The sequence below is a fragment of the Rubrivirga marina genome (genome assembly GCF_002283365.1).
In the GTDB taxonomy this organism is placed as follows: domain Bacteria; phylum Bacteroidota; class Rhodothermia; order Rhodothermales; family Rubricoccaceae; genus Rubrivirga; species Rubrivirga marina.
The window spans coordinates 1,948,944-1,963,406 of the sequence record NZ_MQWD01000001.1; the positions used below are offsets into that span (position 1 = coordinate 1,948,944).

13 protein-coding genes are annotated in these 14,463 nt (G+C 75.4%); 9 read left to right on the forward strand and 4 right to left on the reverse strand.

Features of this window, described 5'->3' with window-relative positions:
* Nucleotides 1-895, reverse strand: an 895-nt coding sequence (locus BSZ37_RS08030; protein ID WP_095510056.1) for a FecR family protein, incomplete at its 3' end; no start/stop codon positions are given.
* A complete protein-coding gene (locus BSZ37_RS08035; protein WP_095510057.1) occupies nt 885-1,460 on the reverse strand; it encodes an RNA polymerase sigma factor in 576 nt (191 codons plus the stop codon). The genes BSZ37_RS08035 and BSZ37_RS08030, both read right to left, overlap by 11 nt.
* A 208-nt stretch (nt 1,461-1,668) precedes the next feature.
* Here BSZ37_RS08035 and BSZ37_RS08040 point away from each other — a divergent pair, with 208 nt between their 5' ends.
* From BSZ37_RS08040 to BSZ37_RS08060, 5 genes are all read left to right on the forward strand, one after another.
* Nucleotides 1,669-2,706, forward strand: a complete 1,038-nt coding sequence (locus BSZ37_RS08040; protein WP_095510058.1) for a DUF4397 domain-containing protein — start codon at nt 1,669-1,671, stop codon at nt 2,704-2,706.
* Nucleotides 2,707-2,834: 128 nt separating this feature from the next.
* The gene (mce, locus tag BSZ37_RS08045; protein ID WP_095510059.1) at nt 2,835-3,266 is read left to right on the forward strand and encodes a methylmalonyl-CoA epimerase; all 432 of its coding nucleotides are present in this window, start codon (nt 2,835-2,837) and stop codon (nt 3,264-3,266) included.
* Nucleotides 3,267-3,339: 73 nt separating this feature from the next.
* On the forward strand, nt 3,340-4,098 hold the full coding sequence (locus BSZ37_RS08050) for a hypothetical protein (protein ID WP_095510060.1): 759 nt from the start codon (nt 3,340-3,342) through the stop codon (nt 4,096-4,098).
* A 52-nt stretch (nt 4,099-4,150) separates the two neighbouring features.
* Nucleotides 4,151-7,078: a sensor histidine kinase gene (locus BSZ37_RS08055; protein WP_095510061.1), complete on the forward strand. Its 2,928-nt coding sequence runs from the start codon at nt 4,151-4,153 to the stop codon at nt 7,076-7,078.
* A 61-nt stretch (nt 7,079-7,139) separates the two neighbouring features.
* Nucleotides 7,140-7,820: a response regulator transcription factor gene (locus BSZ37_RS08060; RefSeq protein WP_095510062.1), complete on the forward strand. Its 681-nt coding sequence runs from the start codon at nt 7,140-7,142 to the stop codon at nt 7,818-7,820.
* Between the two features lie 162 nt (nt 7,821-7,982).
* On the opposite strand, the gene BSZ37_RS08065 is transcribed toward BSZ37_RS08060, so the two are convergent.
* Nucleotides 7,983-9,677 (reverse strand): ATP-binding protein, encoded by a 1,695-nt coding sequence (locus BSZ37_RS08065; protein ID WP_095510063.1) that lies wholly within the window; start codon nt 9,675-9,677, stop codon nt 7,983-7,985.
* Nucleotides 9,678-9,782: 105 nt separating this feature from the next.
* Here BSZ37_RS08065 and BSZ37_RS08070 point away from each other — a divergent pair, with 105 nt between their 5' ends.
* Nucleotides 9,783-10,892, forward strand: a complete 1,110-nt coding sequence (locus BSZ37_RS08070; protein WP_095510064.1) for a 3-keto-disaccharide hydrolase — start codon at nt 9,783-9,785, stop codon at nt 10,890-10,892.
* 49 nt (nt 10,893-10,941) lie between these two features.
* On the opposite strand, the gene BSZ37_RS08075 is transcribed toward BSZ37_RS08070, so the two are convergent.
* The gene (locus tag BSZ37_RS08075) at nt 10,942-11,352 is read right to left on the reverse strand and encodes a hypothetical protein (protein WP_095510065.1); all 411 of its coding nucleotides are present in this window, start codon (nt 11,350-11,352) and stop codon (nt 10,942-10,944) included.
* A gap of 222 nt (nt 11,353-11,574) precedes the next feature.
* Here BSZ37_RS08075 and BSZ37_RS08080 point away from each other — a divergent pair, with 222 nt between their 5' ends.
* The 3 genes from BSZ37_RS08080 (at nt 11,575) to BSZ37_RS21965 (ending at nt 14,370) form a co-directional block, all read left to right on the forward strand.
* Nucleotides 11,575-12,276, forward strand: a complete 702-nt coding sequence (locus tag BSZ37_RS08080) for a YceI family protein (RefSeq protein ID WP_095510066.1) — start codon at nt 11,575-11,577, stop codon at nt 12,274-12,276.
* A 53-nt stretch (nt 12,277-12,329) separates the two neighbouring features.
* Nucleotides 12,330-13,352, forward strand: coding sequence for an NAD-dependent epimerase/dehydratase family protein (locus BSZ37_RS08085; protein WP_095510067.1), 1,023 nt, complete (start codon nt 12,330-12,332; stop codon nt 13,350-13,352).
* A 157-nt stretch (nt 13,353-13,509) separates the two neighbouring features.
* Complete coding sequence (locus BSZ37_RS21965) at nt 13,510-14,370, forward strand: hypothetical protein (RefSeq protein WP_095510068.1); 861 nt, start codon at nt 13,510-13,512, stop codon at nt 14,368-14,370.
* Nucleotides 14,371-14,463 lie beyond the last annotated feature (93 nt).

The following is a 14,463-nucleotide window of genomic DNA, read 5'->3' on the forward strand; positions in this document are numbered from 1 at the left end:
CCGCGCGGACGCGGTAGCCGTCAGCGCCCGGCACGAAGCGGACGCCGGCGGCCGCGCCGAGGTCCCCGAGGAGGGCGTCGAGGCGGGGGCGCTCGGCGTAGAACGCCGAGACGTGGGCGTCGCGCGGGGTACCGGTCGCGTCGAAGGCCACGCCGTACCGGCGCGCCACCTCGCGGAGCACGGCCGACAGCGGGAGGTCGTCGAACGCCAGCGCGCCGCCGCGCCAGGCGGCCGCCCGCCCGACGTCGGTCGCGTGCGCCTCGATCCCGCCCGCGTCGACGACGACGGCCTCGCCCGGCTCGAGCCGGCGGCTCTCCCCGCTGCCCGTCCGGTCGACCCGGACGCGGCCGTGGACGAGCGCGACGGCCGTCGCGGCGTCCTCGGCCCAGGCCCGCACGTTGAACGCGGTGCCGAGCACCTCGACGCGCGCGTTGTGGGTCGAGACCACGAACGGCACGCTCCCGGGCTCGACCTCGAAGAACGCCTCGCCCGCGAGGGCCACGCCGCGCTCGTCGCCGAACCGGCGCGGGTGGCGGAGGGTCGCGCCGCCGTTGAGCGTGACCGCCGAGCCGTCGGGCAGCGTCACTGCCAACAACTCGCCCGCCGGCGCCTCGTGGAGGACGGGCCGGGCCCACCACACGAGCGCCAGCACGCCGAGGGCCGCCAGCGCCGCCGTCCCCCAGCCGAGGCGCCGGAGCGTCCGCCCCGGGCGGGCCGTCGGGCGGTCCGCCGCGCGCCGCGCGCCGGGGGCGATCCGGGCACGGAGCGCCGGCCAGTCGGCGGTGGGGACGGCGGGGGCGGCGGCGGCGAGGGCGTCCCAGACCCGGGCGAGGTCGTCGCCGTCGGGCTCGGCGTCGAGCGCCGCGCGGAGCTCGGGGGGGAGGTCAGAGGGCATCGGGGGCGTACGTCTGGAGGCGTTCTCGGAGGGTCCGGAGGCCACGGACGATGTGGTTGTTGACGGTGCGGACCGAGCACGCCATGACCTCGGCGGCCTCGGCGTGCGAGAGCCCGTCGAACCGCGTGAGCGCGATCGCCGTCCGCTGGCGGTCGGGGAGGGCGGCGAGCGACGCGCGGAGGTGCGCGGCGAGCGAGGCCCCGTGGGCGGCGTCGTCGGGCCGCGGCGGGCGGGCCCGGTCGAGGGCGTCCGCGTGCTCGTCGAGGAGGGCCCGGCGGGTGCCCGCGTCGCGGGCCGCGTTGAGCAGGCGGTTGCGGACCGCCCGGGCGAGGTAGGCGCGGACGGACTGCGCGGGGTCGAGCCGCGCGCGCGTTTCCCAGAGGCGGGCGAACGCCTCCTGCACCGCGTCGTCGGCCTCGGCCGGCGCGTCGGCGAGCGAGCGGGCGATGCGCGTGAGCATGGGGTGGAGGTGGCGGTAGAGCGCCTCGAAGGCGTCGAGGTCGCCGGCCCGGACCCGCCGAGCCCACTCGTCGAGCGGCGGGTCGGCGTCGGAGGGGGGCGTCACGGGGCGGGGTCTGAGGGGGCGCTTTCAAGATGTACCCGCGACGGCCAGCCAGTGACCAGTCGGCACGGCGGCCCCTCAGGAGGCTCCTGATCCGCCCCGTGGGGACTGGTCATGGCCCCGGGGGTGGCGGGTAGCCCTCGCGTCCGACGGCCCCGGAGGCGGTCGCCTCCGCCGGCGGACGTCCTGTTCCACTCCTCTTTCTCCTCCCATGTCCCTGGCCACTCGTCCCCTCCTGCTCGGCGCGCTCGCCGTGCTCCTCACCCTCCCGGCGGCGGCCCAGATTCGCCTCCAGGTGATCCACAACGCCGCCGACCCGGCGGCCTCCGAGGTCGACGTCTACGTCAACGGCGCCCTCACGCTCGACGACTTCGCCTTCCGCACGGCGACCCCGTTCCTCGACCTGCCGTCCGACACCGACCTGACGGTCGCCGTCGCCCCCGGCACGTCGACGAGCGACGCCGACGCCGTCTTCTCGCAGACCTTCGACCTGCCCGAAGGCACGTACCAGCTCGTCGCCAACGGCGTCCTGTCGCCCGACGACTTCGCCGACAACCCGGACGGCGTCGACACCGGGTTCCAGCTCCTCGCGGGCACCGACGCCCAGGAAGAGTCGAAGGACCCGGAGGCGGTCGCGGTCCGCGTGGTCCACGGCGCGACCGACGCGCCGACGGTCGACGTCCGGACCGGCGGCACGGTCCTCGTCGACGACGCGACGTACACAGACGTTACGGGCTACCTCTCGGTCCCGCCCGCGGCCTACACACTCGACGTGACGACGGCCGACGGCTCGACGACGGCGGCCACGTTCGGCGCCGACCTCTCGGGCGCGGCCGGCGGCGCGGTGACCGTGCTCGCCTCGGGCTTCCTCTCGCCCGCCGACGACCAGGACGGCCCGGCCTTCGGGCTGCTGGCGGTCTTCCCCGACGGGACGGCCGCGCTCCTGCCGGTCGGGCCCGTCGCGGCCGACCCGGCGCCCGAGGCGGGCGTGCTCGGCCTCGCCGTGCCCGCGCCGAACCCGGTCGTCGGGCAGGCCCGCGTGGCGTTCTCGCTCGACGCGCCCGGCCCGGCCCGCCTCGCCGTGTTCGACGCGCTCGGCCGCCGCGTCGCCACCCTCGCGGAGGGCGACTTCGGGGCCGACCGCTACGAGGCGTTGTTCGACGCGCGCGGCCTCGCCGCCGGGGCGTACGTCGTCCGCCTCGCGACCGACGCCGGCGTCCGCACCCGGACGCTGACGGTCCTGCGCTGACACACCGGCGAGTCGTTGCCAAGTCGCTGCGGCGCCCTTCCGTTGTGGGAGGGCGCCGCGGTGCGTCGGGGGGAGCCGATCTCCCCGGCCGCGCGTGTACGAGGCGGCCCCCTCGCTCCCGCCTCCCGATGATCGACGCCCGCGCCGTCCACCACCTCGGCATCGCCGTCCGCTCGCTCGACGCCCACCGCGACTACTACGAGCGCGTGCTCGGCGCGCGGTTCGAGGGCGTCGAGGAGGTCCCCGACCAGGGCGTCCGGGTGGCGTTCTACGCCGTCGGGCCCCCGACCGCGCCGGTCCGCCTCGAACTCCTCGAGCCGACGCGCGACGACTCGGCCGTGGCCCGCTTTCTCGACGCGCGGGGCGAAGGGCTCCACCACGTGGCCTACGCCGTCGACGACATCGCGTCCCGGCTGGCGGCGCTCCAGGCCGGCGGCGTCCGGCTCGTCGACGAGGCGCCGCGCCGGGGCAGCCACGACGCCCAGATCGCGTTCCTCCACCCGACGGCGACCGGCGGCGTCCTGACGGAGCTCTACGAGCCGGCCTCGGGCCACGGGTGACATCGTGGGATCGTGGGAGGGCTGGGCCAGGCGGATGGGGCTAGTCTCCGCCGGCTCCATCCCCCCTGACCCCATGGCCCTCTCCTGGTACTTCTACGGCGACATCGACTGCTACTTCCGCGGCGGCACGTCGGGCACCGTCACCGACCTCGCCGACGCACTCGCCGCGAGCGGCAACGCGCAGGGCATCGTCGACACCATCGGGTCCTCGACGACGCCCCCGGGGCTGGCGGACTCCGTGGCGGGCCTGATCGCGACCGCGGGCGACCGCTGGCCGGGCATCCCGGTCTGGACCGCGGCCGACTGGCCGCTCGACTGGCAGGTCAAGGTCTACCCGTCGAGCCAGAGCGGCGTCGACCGGCTCGTGATGCAGCCTGGGGCTGTGGCCTTCCAGTGGCCGCCGGAGGGCGGCGGGAGCCTCAACGTCAACCTGACCCCGTCCATCGAGCCCGACGTCGCCGACCCCGACACGGTCCGCTATGGCGACGCGCTGATGCAGGCCGTGGACCAGATGGTCGTGACCCCGGCCGGGCGGGCGCGGGTGACCCGGGCGGCCGGCGGCGGGCCGGTCGAGACCGTCGACGCCCTCGCGATCCTGAAGCAGATCGACCCGGACCTGGGCAAGACGAAGGCGCCGCCGGCCAGCTTTACGGTCGCCCTCGACTCGACCCTCACGACGGTCGACACGCGGCTCGAGGTCAACGCCAACGGCGGCGTCCACCTCCAGGTCGGCTGGATCGCCGTCTCGGGCGGGAGGTCCGAGGAGGACGCCGAGGCGGAGGACGTCGGCCCGGTGATGATGCGGGAGTACCCGTGCGGCTCGTTCAACTAGCCGCCGGCGGGCGCGTCTGGGCCTATGTTCGCGGCCCCCGCAGCCCGTGCCCATGCGCGTCGCCGTCTGGCTGGCGCTCCTCGCGTTCGCCGCCGGCGCGGCGGCCCAACCGCCGCCGCTCCAGTTCCGCCATCTCGGCCTCCCCGACGGCCTGAGCAGCTTCGCCGTGACGGCCATCGAGGCCGACGACGAGGGGTTCGTCTGGCTCGGCTCGGAGGCCGCGGCGGACCGCTACGACGGCGTTCGGGTCCGACCGCACGGGATCGGGGCGGAGGAGGAGGGCGGCTACGTCTACGCGCTCGCCACGACGCCGGACGGCGCCGTGTGGGCCGGCGGAGCGGGGGGGCTGTGGCGCTGGGGGGCGGGCGCGACGTCGTTCCGGCGGGTCCGCCTCGGCGACGGCGTCGAGGTCCGCGCGCTCGCCGTGGGCGCCGCCGACGAGGGGCACCCGGTCTGGGTGGGGACGGTCGGTGGAGGGCTCTTCCGGATCGGGGGCGGCGAGGTCCGGCGGTTCTCGGCCGTGCGCGGGCACGTCGCCTCCGACACCGTCCGGGCGCTCGTCGCGCGGGCGGGCGGGGGCGTGGTCGCGGCGACGACGGGTGGGCTGAGCTGGGTCGGGCGCGGGCCGGCCCGTCACGACCGGTCGCTCGCGGACGTCCGGGCGCTCGCCGAGGTCGGGGGGAGGCTGTGGGCGGGCCGCGAGACGGGCGACGTGGTCGGGATCGGCGACGGGCGGCGCCAGCGGCTGGTGGGCGAGGGGGCGCCGGTGTGGGCGCTGGCGCCATCCACCGTCCGGCCGGGTCACGTGTGGGTCGGGTACCGTGGCGGCGGCGTCCGCCTGCTCGACGTCCGGACGGGCACGCTCGGGCCGATGCCGCCCGCGACGGGGCTGGCCGAGGCGTTCGACCGGGCCGAGGTGCTGTCGCTCGTCGAGCGCGACGGCGTGCTCTGGATCGGGACCACACGCGGGGCCTACCACGCCGACGCGGCCCTCCCGCGGTTCACGGCCTACCGGGGCGGCGGTGGGCCCCTCGCGGTCCCCGAGGTCATCGGCGTCCACCTGTCGCCGAGCGACCCGGACGTCGTCTGGGCCGGGACCGTCCAGGGCGGCCTCCACCGGATCGGCCGGCGGACCGGACGGGCCGAGCGGTGGTTCGACGCGCCGCACCCGCTCGCCGTCCTCTTCGCCATCCAGGAAGGCGACGAGGGTGACGTGTGGCTCGGCGGCCGGGGCGCGACGCTGTGGCGGTTCCGCCCCGAGGCCGGCGAAAGCGAGCCGTTCGAGCTCGCGCCCGGCCGCGGCGGCGCCGGCCTCATCGCCGACCTGACGCCGAGCCGGCGGTTTCCGGGCCACCTGTGGGTGAGTACGAGCGAGGCCGGCCTCGTCCGGTTCGACACGCGTGCGCGGCGCGTCGTGGCCCGCCACGTCGCGCTCGAGGGGCCGGGCCGGATCCCGGCCACCGACGTGTGGCAGGCCGTCGAGGCCGACGGCGCCCTCTGGGTGGCGACCGATGGCGAGGGGCTCTGGCAGATCGACCTGGCCTCGGGGCGGGCCGAGCGCGTGGCGCCGGAGTGCGGCCTCGGCGCCCGGCTCCTCTCGCTCGCCGCCGCGCCGGGCGGGCCCCTGTGGGTCGGCGGGCGGGACCGCCAGCTCGCCCGCCTCGACCGCGACGCGGACGGGCGCCCGACCGGCGCGTGCCGGATCTACGGCCCGTCCGACGGGCTCCCGCCGGAGGGCGTCGGCGGCCTGTTCGTCGACGGGCGCGGCGACGTGTGGCTCAGCACGAACCTCGGGCTCGTCCGCTTCGACCCCGAGGCCGAGGTGTTCACGCCGTTCGCCGAGGCCGACGGGCTCGCGACGTCGGAGCTCTACTGGTACGCCCGCGACCAGGGCCCGACGGGCGAGATCGCCGTCGGCGGGGCCGGCGGGCTGACCGTCTTCGACCCCGACGCCGTGTCCATCGACGACGCGCCGGCCCCGGTCGTGCTCACGGGCCTCCGCGTCGACGGGCAGCGGCGCCCGCTCGCGGCGCTCGACGGCGGGCTCGTCGTCCCGCACCGCGAGAACGACGTGGCCTTCGAGTACGCCGCGCTCGACCTCCGCCAGCCCGGCAAGACGCGCTACCGCGTCCGCCTCGTCGGCGCGGCCGACCGGTGGGCCGCGGCCGGCCCGGAGACGCGCTACCCGGCCCTCGAGCCGGGCCACTACACGTTCGAGGTCGCGGCCACGAACCGCGACGGCTACTGGAGCGCGCCGGTGTCGGTCCCGCTCCGCGTGCGGCCCCCGTTCTGGCGGACGGTCCCGTTCTGGCTCCTCGTCGTCGGCCTCGTCGGCGCCGTCGGGTTCTCGGCCCACCGCTACCGGATCGCCCAGATCCAGCGCGTCGAGCGGACGCGCCGCCGGATCGCCGACGACCTCCACGACGGGATCGGGAGCAAGATCTCGAGCGTGGCTCTCCGCCTCGACATGGTCGGGCGGACGGCCGCCCTGCCCGACGCCGCGCGTGACACGCTCGCCACGCTCTCGTCGACGGCTCGCTCGGTCGTCGGCGACCTCCGCGACACCGTCTGGCTCGTCGACGCCGAGCACGACGACCTCGCCTCGGTCGTCTCGCGGATGGAGCAGTTCGCCGTCGCCACGCTCGATCGGCGCGGGACGGTCGAGGCCCCGGCGGAGGTCCCGCCCCGGACGCTCTCGATGGAGGCCCGCCGCGACCTCTACCTCCTCTTTACCGAGGCCCTCCACAACGCCGTCCGCCACGCCGAGGCGGACCGGGTCGACGTCCGCATCGAGGCCGACGCCGAGCGCGTGGCCTTCGCCGTCGAGGACGACGGGACGGGCTTCGACCCCGCCACCGCCGAGGCCGGCCGCGGCCTGACGACGATGCGCCGCCGGGCCGAGGCCCTCGGCGGCGCCGTCTCCTGGACGCCCCGCGAGGGCGGCGGCACGGCCGTCCGGTTCGAGGCCGATCTCGGGTGATCACGTGAGGCCCCGCCCTCGCCCCCGTGCTACCCTACGTTTCACCGGTCGCCCGCCATCCATGCCCGCATCCGATCTGTCTTCCGCCGTCGTCTGGCTCGTCGAAGACGACGCCGACTACCGCGAGGCCGTCGCCGAGCTCGTGCGCGCCCACGTCCGCTCGGTCGAGACGTTCGGGAGCGTCGAGGCCGTCCTCGCCCGCGTCGACGGGATCGGGACCGGCACGCTGGAGGGCGGCTGGCCCGAGGTCGTCCTCCTCGACGTGAACCTCCCGGGCGTGACCGGCATCGAGGGCCTGAGCGAGCTGAAGTCGCGGCTGCCCGGCTCCGTCGTCGTGATGCTGACGATCCGCGACGACGCCGACACGATCTACGCCGCGCTGGGGGCCGGCGCGAGCGGGTACCTCCTCAAGAGCGCCTCGCCCGACGAGCTGTTGGGCGCCATCCGCGAGGCCCGTGCCGGCGGGATGCTCATGCAGCGCCAGGTGGCCCGCCTCGTGCTGGCGTCGTTCGAGGCCAAGAAGCCCGCGCCCGACTACGGCCTCACGAAGCGCGAGACGGAGGTCCTCGCCGAGATGGTCGACGGCCACACGCAGCCCCAGATCGCCGACCGGCTGTTCGTCAGCCTCAGCACGGTCAACAGCCACGTGCAGAGCATCTACGCCAAGCTCCACGTCCACAACGGGAGCGCGGCCGTGGCCAAGGCCGTCCGCGAGCGGCTCGTGGAGTCGAGCGAGGCGTAGGCGGATTTCGGCGGGGTCGGCCGCTTCATGCGGGCCGGTCGCCGGGGGCGAGGCGTGATGGGCCCCGCCTCGGGCAACGCCAGGGGGGCGGGGAGGGGGGGGCGGGCCGGACTCACGAGCCGCAGTCCGACGTGCCCGATGCCGCGCCCGTCTCGGTCCCCCTCACAGACCTGGGCGTTCACGTTCAGCCCAGCCGCCCCCCGATGGCAGCTCGAGCGTGACGCGCGTCCCCCGGCCCGGCGTCGAGTCCACGTCGAGCTGCCCGCCGACGAGCGTGACGCGCTCCCAGACGGTCGGCAGGCCGAGCCCGCTGCCGCCGCGGAGCGCAGCCGGCGCCGGCGGCTCGAACCCGACGCCCTGGTCCACGACCTCGAACCGGACGCGCCCGTCGACGCGCTCAGCGCGGACCGTCGCCCGGCCGGTCTCGGCGTGCCTCGCCACGTTGGACAGGAGCTCGCCGACGATCTGGTAGAGCAGGATCCGGAGGTGCTCCTCGGGCACCGCGACCCCGGCGGCCTCGACCGCGACGTCGAGCCCGTGGCGCTGGCGGTGTTGCTCGGCGAGCGCGTCGAGGAGGACGGCCACCTCCTCTTCGCGGAGCACCGGCGGGCTGAGCTCGTGGGAGAGGGACCGCGTGAGGCGGAGGGCCCGGTCGAGCACGGCCCCGACCCGCTCGGCGTCGGCGACGTGGGCCTCGATCTGCGCGCCGTGGAGGACCTGCTGGAGGTCGTCGTGGAGCACGTAGGCGATCCGTCGGCGGACCTCCTGCTCGGCGATCGTCAGCGCCCGCGCCAGGTGGCGGACTTCGTACGTCCTCGCCTCGACCTGCTCCTCGAGGGTCTCGTTGGCGTCGCGGAGCGCGGCCTCGGCCCGCCGCTGCTCGGTGACGTCGGTGAACAGGAGGGCGACCCGCCGCGCCTCGGCGGGCCCGACCCGGAACGCCTCGACCGAGAACTCGCGCCCCAGCGCGGCCGACCCCTGCTGGAACCGCGCGGGCTCGCCCGTTTCGGCGACGCGGGCGTAGGTCTCGACCCAGTACCGCTCCAGCCCCGGGATGAGCTCGCACGCGGTATGCCCGACGGGGTCCACGAGGCCGGTGTGGCGCTGGAAGGCCGGGTTGGCCTCGAGGAACCGGTAGTCCACCGCCCGGCCGCTCCGGTAGATCATCTCGAGCACGCAGAACCCCTGGTCGATCGACTCGAAGAGCGTCCGGTACTGGGTCTCGGTCTCGTGCCAGGCCGCCTCGGTCGCGGCCCGCCGCGAGACGTCGACGGCCGACGCGACGAGGCGCGTCACGCGTCCCGCCCCGTCCCACACCGGCTGGACCGTGACGTCGATCGGGAGCCGGCCCGTTTCGGACGTCCGCACGACGGCGCTGTAGGCGGCCGACTCGCCGCGCGCCGCGCGCTCGCAGGCGTCGCGGACGACGGCCTGGAGGTCCGGGTCGTGGCCGTACCAGTACCCCTCCCAGAACGGACGGCCGTTGACGTCCTCGGGCGTGACGTCGGAGGCCTCGAACACGGACCGGTTGACCTCGAGGATCGTCCCGTCGGGGTCGAGGAGCGCGACGAACGGGGAGACGGCGTCGAGGACGCCACTCAGGAGGGCCCCCTCGCCGGCGTCGGGCCCGAGGCCGAGGGAGACCGGGCGCTCGACGCGCTCCAGCATCGCCACGAGCGCGTCGATGCTGAACCGCTCGACCTTGCCGCGGACGAGGTCGCTCACGCGCGGCTGCGTCACGCCGAGGCGGGCGGCGGCCTCGGTCTGCGTCAGGTCCTCGTCGGCGACGTACTGGGCGAGCGCGTCGGCCAGTCGGTGTCGGAGACGGACGTTGGCTGGAGGATCGGGGGACGGCATTCACTCTATATAGAAATCGGCATAGCCTGGAGCGCTCCGGGTTCCCCCGAGTCTGGAGGGAGGCGTAGTCCGGCGTATCCTGGGGCCGTACCCGCGCCCGCCGACGTGACCGTTCGCTCTTCCGTCCTTGCCCTCGCCGCGCTGCTCGGCGCGTGCTCCTCGTCCGCCCCGACGTCGCCGATGGCCACCGAGACCGCTCGACCCCACGCGCCGGCCCCGCCGGGCTGGCTCCAGCACGACATGGACCGCCCGCAGCCGCCGCGCGTCGAGCCGGCCGACGGCGCGCTCCCCGTGGCGCCGCCGTCCGACGCCGTCGTCCTCATCGGGCCCGATGGGTCCGGCCTCGGCAACTGGGAGGCCGACTCCGGCGACCCGGCCCCGTGGCGCGTCGAGGACGGCGCGCTCGTGGTCGAGCCCGGGACGGGCGGCATCCGCTCGAAGGAGTCGTTCGGCGACGTCCAGGTCCACATCGAGTGGAAGCCGGCCGCCGAGCCCGAGAAGGACGGCCAGAACCGGAGCAACTCGGGCCTCTTTCTCGCCGACGGCCGCTACGAGGTCCAGATCCTCGACGTCTGGGACAACCGGACCTACGCCGACGGCCGCGCCGCCGCCATCTACGGCCAGTTCCCGCCGCTCTTCGACGCGACGCGCCCGCCCGACGAGTGGCAGGCCTACGACGTGTACTTCCGCCTCCCCCGCTTCTCGGACGGCGGCGAGCTGCTGGAGGAGGCGCGGATGACGGTCGTCCACAACGGCGTGCTCGTCCAGAACAACGAGGTCCTGCCGGGCACCACGATCTGGCTCGAGTCGCTCCCCTACGAGCCCCACGACGGCGGGCGGATCGGGCTGCAAGACCACGGGAGCCCGACGCGCTTCCGCAACCTGTGGGTCCGGCGGATCCCTGAGCGCGAGGCGCCGCCCGCCGGCTACGCCCGGTTCGACGCCGCCGATCTGACCGACGCCGAGCGCGACCGGCTCGTCGGCCGATACGCCCGCGAGGAGGGCGGCTTCTTCGTCATCGAGCGGCTGGGCGACGGCCTCGGCCTATCGATGCCGTGGCGCTCGGGCGTCCTCCCGATCGTCCCGCTCTCGCCGACGGAGCTCCAGCTTCAGAACACGGCCGGCCGGTTCGACGTGACGCTCGACGCGGCCGGCGCGGTCTCCGAGATCGCGTTCACGATGGGGGGGGCGACGTACCGCGCGACGCCGGAGTAGCCGCCCGTCGTCGCCCGCCTCGGCGGCTCGCCCGAGGCGGGCGGGCCCGCTAGAGCGCGTCGAGGGGCTCGTTCTCCGTCGTCTGTGCCGGGACGTCGCCGCTGGTGCCCCGGGGCTCGGGGCGGTTGGCGAGCCACACGCCGAGCAGGACGATCGTGGCGAGCGCCAGCCCGCCGTGGGCCACGATGACGGCGCCCGGCCACGGCTCGCCCTTCGCCTGGCGGACGAAGAGGTACGCCCCGCCCGAGGCCACGACGAGGAACGAGACGAGGAGCCACCACCCGGCGCCCGCCTGCACCGAGGCGAGCCCGACCGCCAGCAGCACGATCCCCGAGATCGCGAACAGGCCGTGGGCGATCCCCAACGGCCGCCCGCTCTCGAGCCCGCGGCTGTGGCGGACGGCCATCGTCAGGCCGATGAGCGCCGCGAAGATGAACGCGAAGAAGGCGATGAGGTACATGAGAGGGGAGGGGAGAGGCGACGGGCCAACGAAGCGGGAAGCGTCGCGGGATCCGCGCACGGGCGGTCTTGGGGCGACGCCTGACGCGCCGGCTTCGCGAGGACTCCGCCATCGGGAGGCCTCGGGATCATTTGATTGTTGGAACAGGTAATAGCCGCCGGGTCCTCGTGGCCCGTCCGAGCACCGCGGCTCGAGCCGCGCCTTCTCATCACCCCCACGACCATGACCATCCGCACCTTGTTCGTCGGTGTCCTCGCCCTCGGCCTCGCGGCCTGCGGCGCCGAGACCGACGCCCCGGCCGTCGAGACCGACGGCACCGTCACCACGGCCGGCGCCTTCACGGAGCTGCCCGCCGTCCCGGCGGGCACCTACGCCATCGACCCGGCCCACTCGCGCGCCGAGTTCCGCGTCCGCCACCTCGGCATCTCGACCGTCACCGGCCGCTTCGGCGACGTCTCCGGGACCTTCACCGTCGGCGACGACCTCGGCACGCTCGACGCGACCGCCGTCATCGACGCCACGACCATCGACACCGGCAACGAACAGCGCGACGGGCACCTCCAGAGCCCCGACTTTTTCGACGTCGCGCAGTACCCCGAGATCACGTTCCAGTCGACGGAGGTCCGCCCGGCCGAGGACGGCGGGTTCATCCTCGTCGGCGACCTCACGATGCACGGCGTGACGCGCCCGGTCGAGCTCGAGGCCGAGTACATCGGCTCGTCCAGCATGGGCGAGACCCAGAAGGTCGGGTTCTCGGCCCGCGGCGAGATCACCCGCCAGGACTGGGGCCTCACGTGGGCGCAGACGAACGAGGCCGGCGAGGCCCTCGTCGGTGACGAGGTCGAGCTCATCATCGAGGTCGAGGCCGACCGCCAGGCCGAGACGGCCGACGCCGCCCCGGCCGACACGACGGCCGGCGCCTAGGGAACCGGGGGACGGGGGACGGGGAATAGGGACTCGCGCCCTCCCCGCTTCCCATCCCTCCTCCCGCCCCCCGTCCGAAGCCCGTCGCCTTCCTCACGGGGGGGACGGGCTTCGTCGGGTCCCACCTCGCCGAGGAGCTCCTGCGGCGGGGCTACGCCGTCCGCGCGCTCGTGCGGCGCGACCCGAAGTGGCTTGAGGGCCTGCCTGTTGAGATCGTCTCTGGCGATCTCCATGACACGGACGCGCTGGCCGCGGGCGTCGACGGCGCCGCCCTCGTCGCCCACGTCGCCGGGCTCACGCGCGCCCGGAGCCAGGCGGAGCTCGACCGGGCCAACGTCGACGGCACCCGGGCCGTGCTCGACGCCGTCCGCGACGCGACCGAGGCAGGCGGGGCCGCGCCGCGCGTGCTCGTGACGAGCAGCCTCGAGGCCATGGGCCCCAACCGGATCGGGCCCGACGGACGCCCCGAGCCGGCGACCGAGGCCGACGTGCCGCAGCCGGTCTCGATGTACGGCCTCAGCAAGGCGCGGATGGAGGACGCCGTCCGCCGTGACTACGTCGGCCTCGACGTCACCGTCGTCCGCCCCCCGGCCGTGTACGGGCCGCGCGAGGCCGACCTCTACGAGATGGCGAAGGGCGCCGCGCGGGGCCTGTTCCCGGTGGTCGGCCGCGAGGACGTCCCGCGCGTGTCGATGGTGTTCGTTCGGGATCTGGTCCGCGGCATGGCGGATCTCGCGGAGACCGACGCCGCGCGCGGCGAGACGTATTTCGTCGGGACGCCCGGCTCCTCGTGGGCGGAAGTCCGGGCCGCGCTGGAGGCCGCGCTCGGGAGGACGACGGTCACGCTTCGTGTGCCGGGCGCGGTGATCGGCGCCGTGGGGGCGTTGGCGGAACGCGTCGGCGGGCTCGTCGGCAAGCTCCCGCCGCTGACGCAGGACAAGGCGGAGGCCGCGCGGCACGCGTGGGTCTGCTCGTCGGAGAAGGCGCGCGAGGCGGTCGGCTACGCGCCCGAGGTGGGGCTGGTCGAGGGGTGGGCGGAGACCGTCGCGTGGTACCGCGCGCGGGGTTGGCTGTAAGGCGGGGGCATCGATCGACCGCTGGACCCTGCTCCGTCCGCTTCGAGGCCAAGGTGGGGAGGCCGGCGGGTAGTGCATTCGGGCCAGGCGCCGGCCGGCCGCGGACGATACTCTGGGCCCGTCGTCCGCGGCTGTTGCTCCTCACACTCCCACTCGAATGGCTCGCTCCCTGCTCGCCGCGCTCGTCGCGGTCCTCGCCTTCGCCCAGGCCGCCCAGGCCCAGTCCGACGCCCTCCGCCGCGTCGTCCTCGCCGACGGAACGGTCCTCGTCGGGTTCGTCGCCGATGAGGGCGCCGACCCGGTCGTCCTCACCACGGAGTCGGGCGTGGAGCAGCGGATCCCGCGGGCGCAGGTCGTCGAGATCGCGCCGCTCATCGCCGGCCGCTTTTTCCGCCTCGACCCCACGCGGACCCGCCTCGTCCTCTCGCCGACCGGCCGGACGCTCGGCGGCGGCCGCACGCGCGTCGGCACGCTCCTCTACATCGTCCCGAACGCGACCGTCGGCCTCAACGACCGACTGGACCTGGGCGGCACGTTGTTCTTCTCCTTCGGCTCCGACTACCTCTCGGCCGTCCCCGTGGTGGGCGCGAAGTTCGGCGTCGTCGACACGGGCTCGTTCGCCCTCGCGGTCGGCGGCAACGTCGGGACGGCGCTGGGGGAGGACACCGACGGCACCTTCGTCGCGACGCCCTACGCCGCCGTCACGATCGGCGACGAAATCCGGTCGCTCTCGGCGAGCGTGACCGGGCTGATCGGGGCGAGCCTCTCGGCCGGCGACATCGACGCGGCCGACGGCGTGCTGCTGGCGGTCGGCGGCGAGGCCCAGCTCAACAACGGCGTCAAGATCCTCGCCGACGTCGGCGTGCCGATCGCGGAGGGCGGCAGCGGGGCCGTCGTCGCGCCGGGCGTCCGGTTCTTCGGCGACCGCTACTCCGTCGACCTGTTCGGCGTGCTGGGCGTGGCCGACGGCGAGTTCGGCGGGTTCGCTCCGATCGGCAACTTCGCGTTCAACTTCTAGCCGGCGCGGGGTAGGGGACGGCCGCATAACCCGCTGCCGGGGTCGTTTCCCCCTTGCCGCCGCCCCACCGCGCGGCTACCCTGACCGACCCGG

Bases quoted from the DNA above. Each gene is read 5' to 3' on its own strand.
- BSZ37_RS08055 (WP_095510061.1), top strand. From the start codon at position 4,151: ATGCGCGTCGCCGTCTGGCTGGCGCTCCTCGCGTTCGCCGCCGGCGCG.
- BSZ37_RS08040 (WP_095510058.1), top strand. From the start codon at position 1,669: ATGTCCCTGGCCACTCGTCCCCTCCTGCTCGGCGCGCTCGCCGTGCTC.
- BSZ37_RS08050 (WP_095510060.1), top strand. From the start codon at position 3,340: ATGGCCCTCTCCTGGTACTTCTACGGCGACATCGACTGCTACTTCCGC.
- BSZ37_RS08060 (WP_095510062.1), top strand. From the start codon at position 7,140: ATGCCCGCATCCGATCTGTCTTCCGCCGTCGTCTGGCTCGTCGAAGAC.
- BSZ37_RS21965 (WP_095510068.1), top strand. From the start codon at position 13,510: ATGGCTCGCTCCCTGCTCGCCGCGCTCGTCGCGGTCCTCGCCTTCGCC.
- BSZ37_RS08080 (WP_095510066.1), top strand. From the start codon at position 11,575: ATGACCATCCGCACCTTGTTCGTCGGTGTCCTCGCCCTCGGCCTCGCG.
- BSZ37_RS08065 (WP_095510063.1), bottom strand. From the start codon at position 9,677: ATGCCGTCCCCCGATCCTCCAGCCAACGTCCGTCTCCGACACCGACTG.
- mce (WP_095510059.1), top strand. From the start codon at position 2,835: ATGATCGACGCCCGCGCCGTCCACCACCTCGGCATCGCCGTCCGCTCG.
- BSZ37_RS08075 (WP_095510065.1), bottom strand. From the start codon at position 11,352: ATGTACCTCATCGCCTTCTTCGCGTTCATCTTCGCGGCGCTCATCGGC.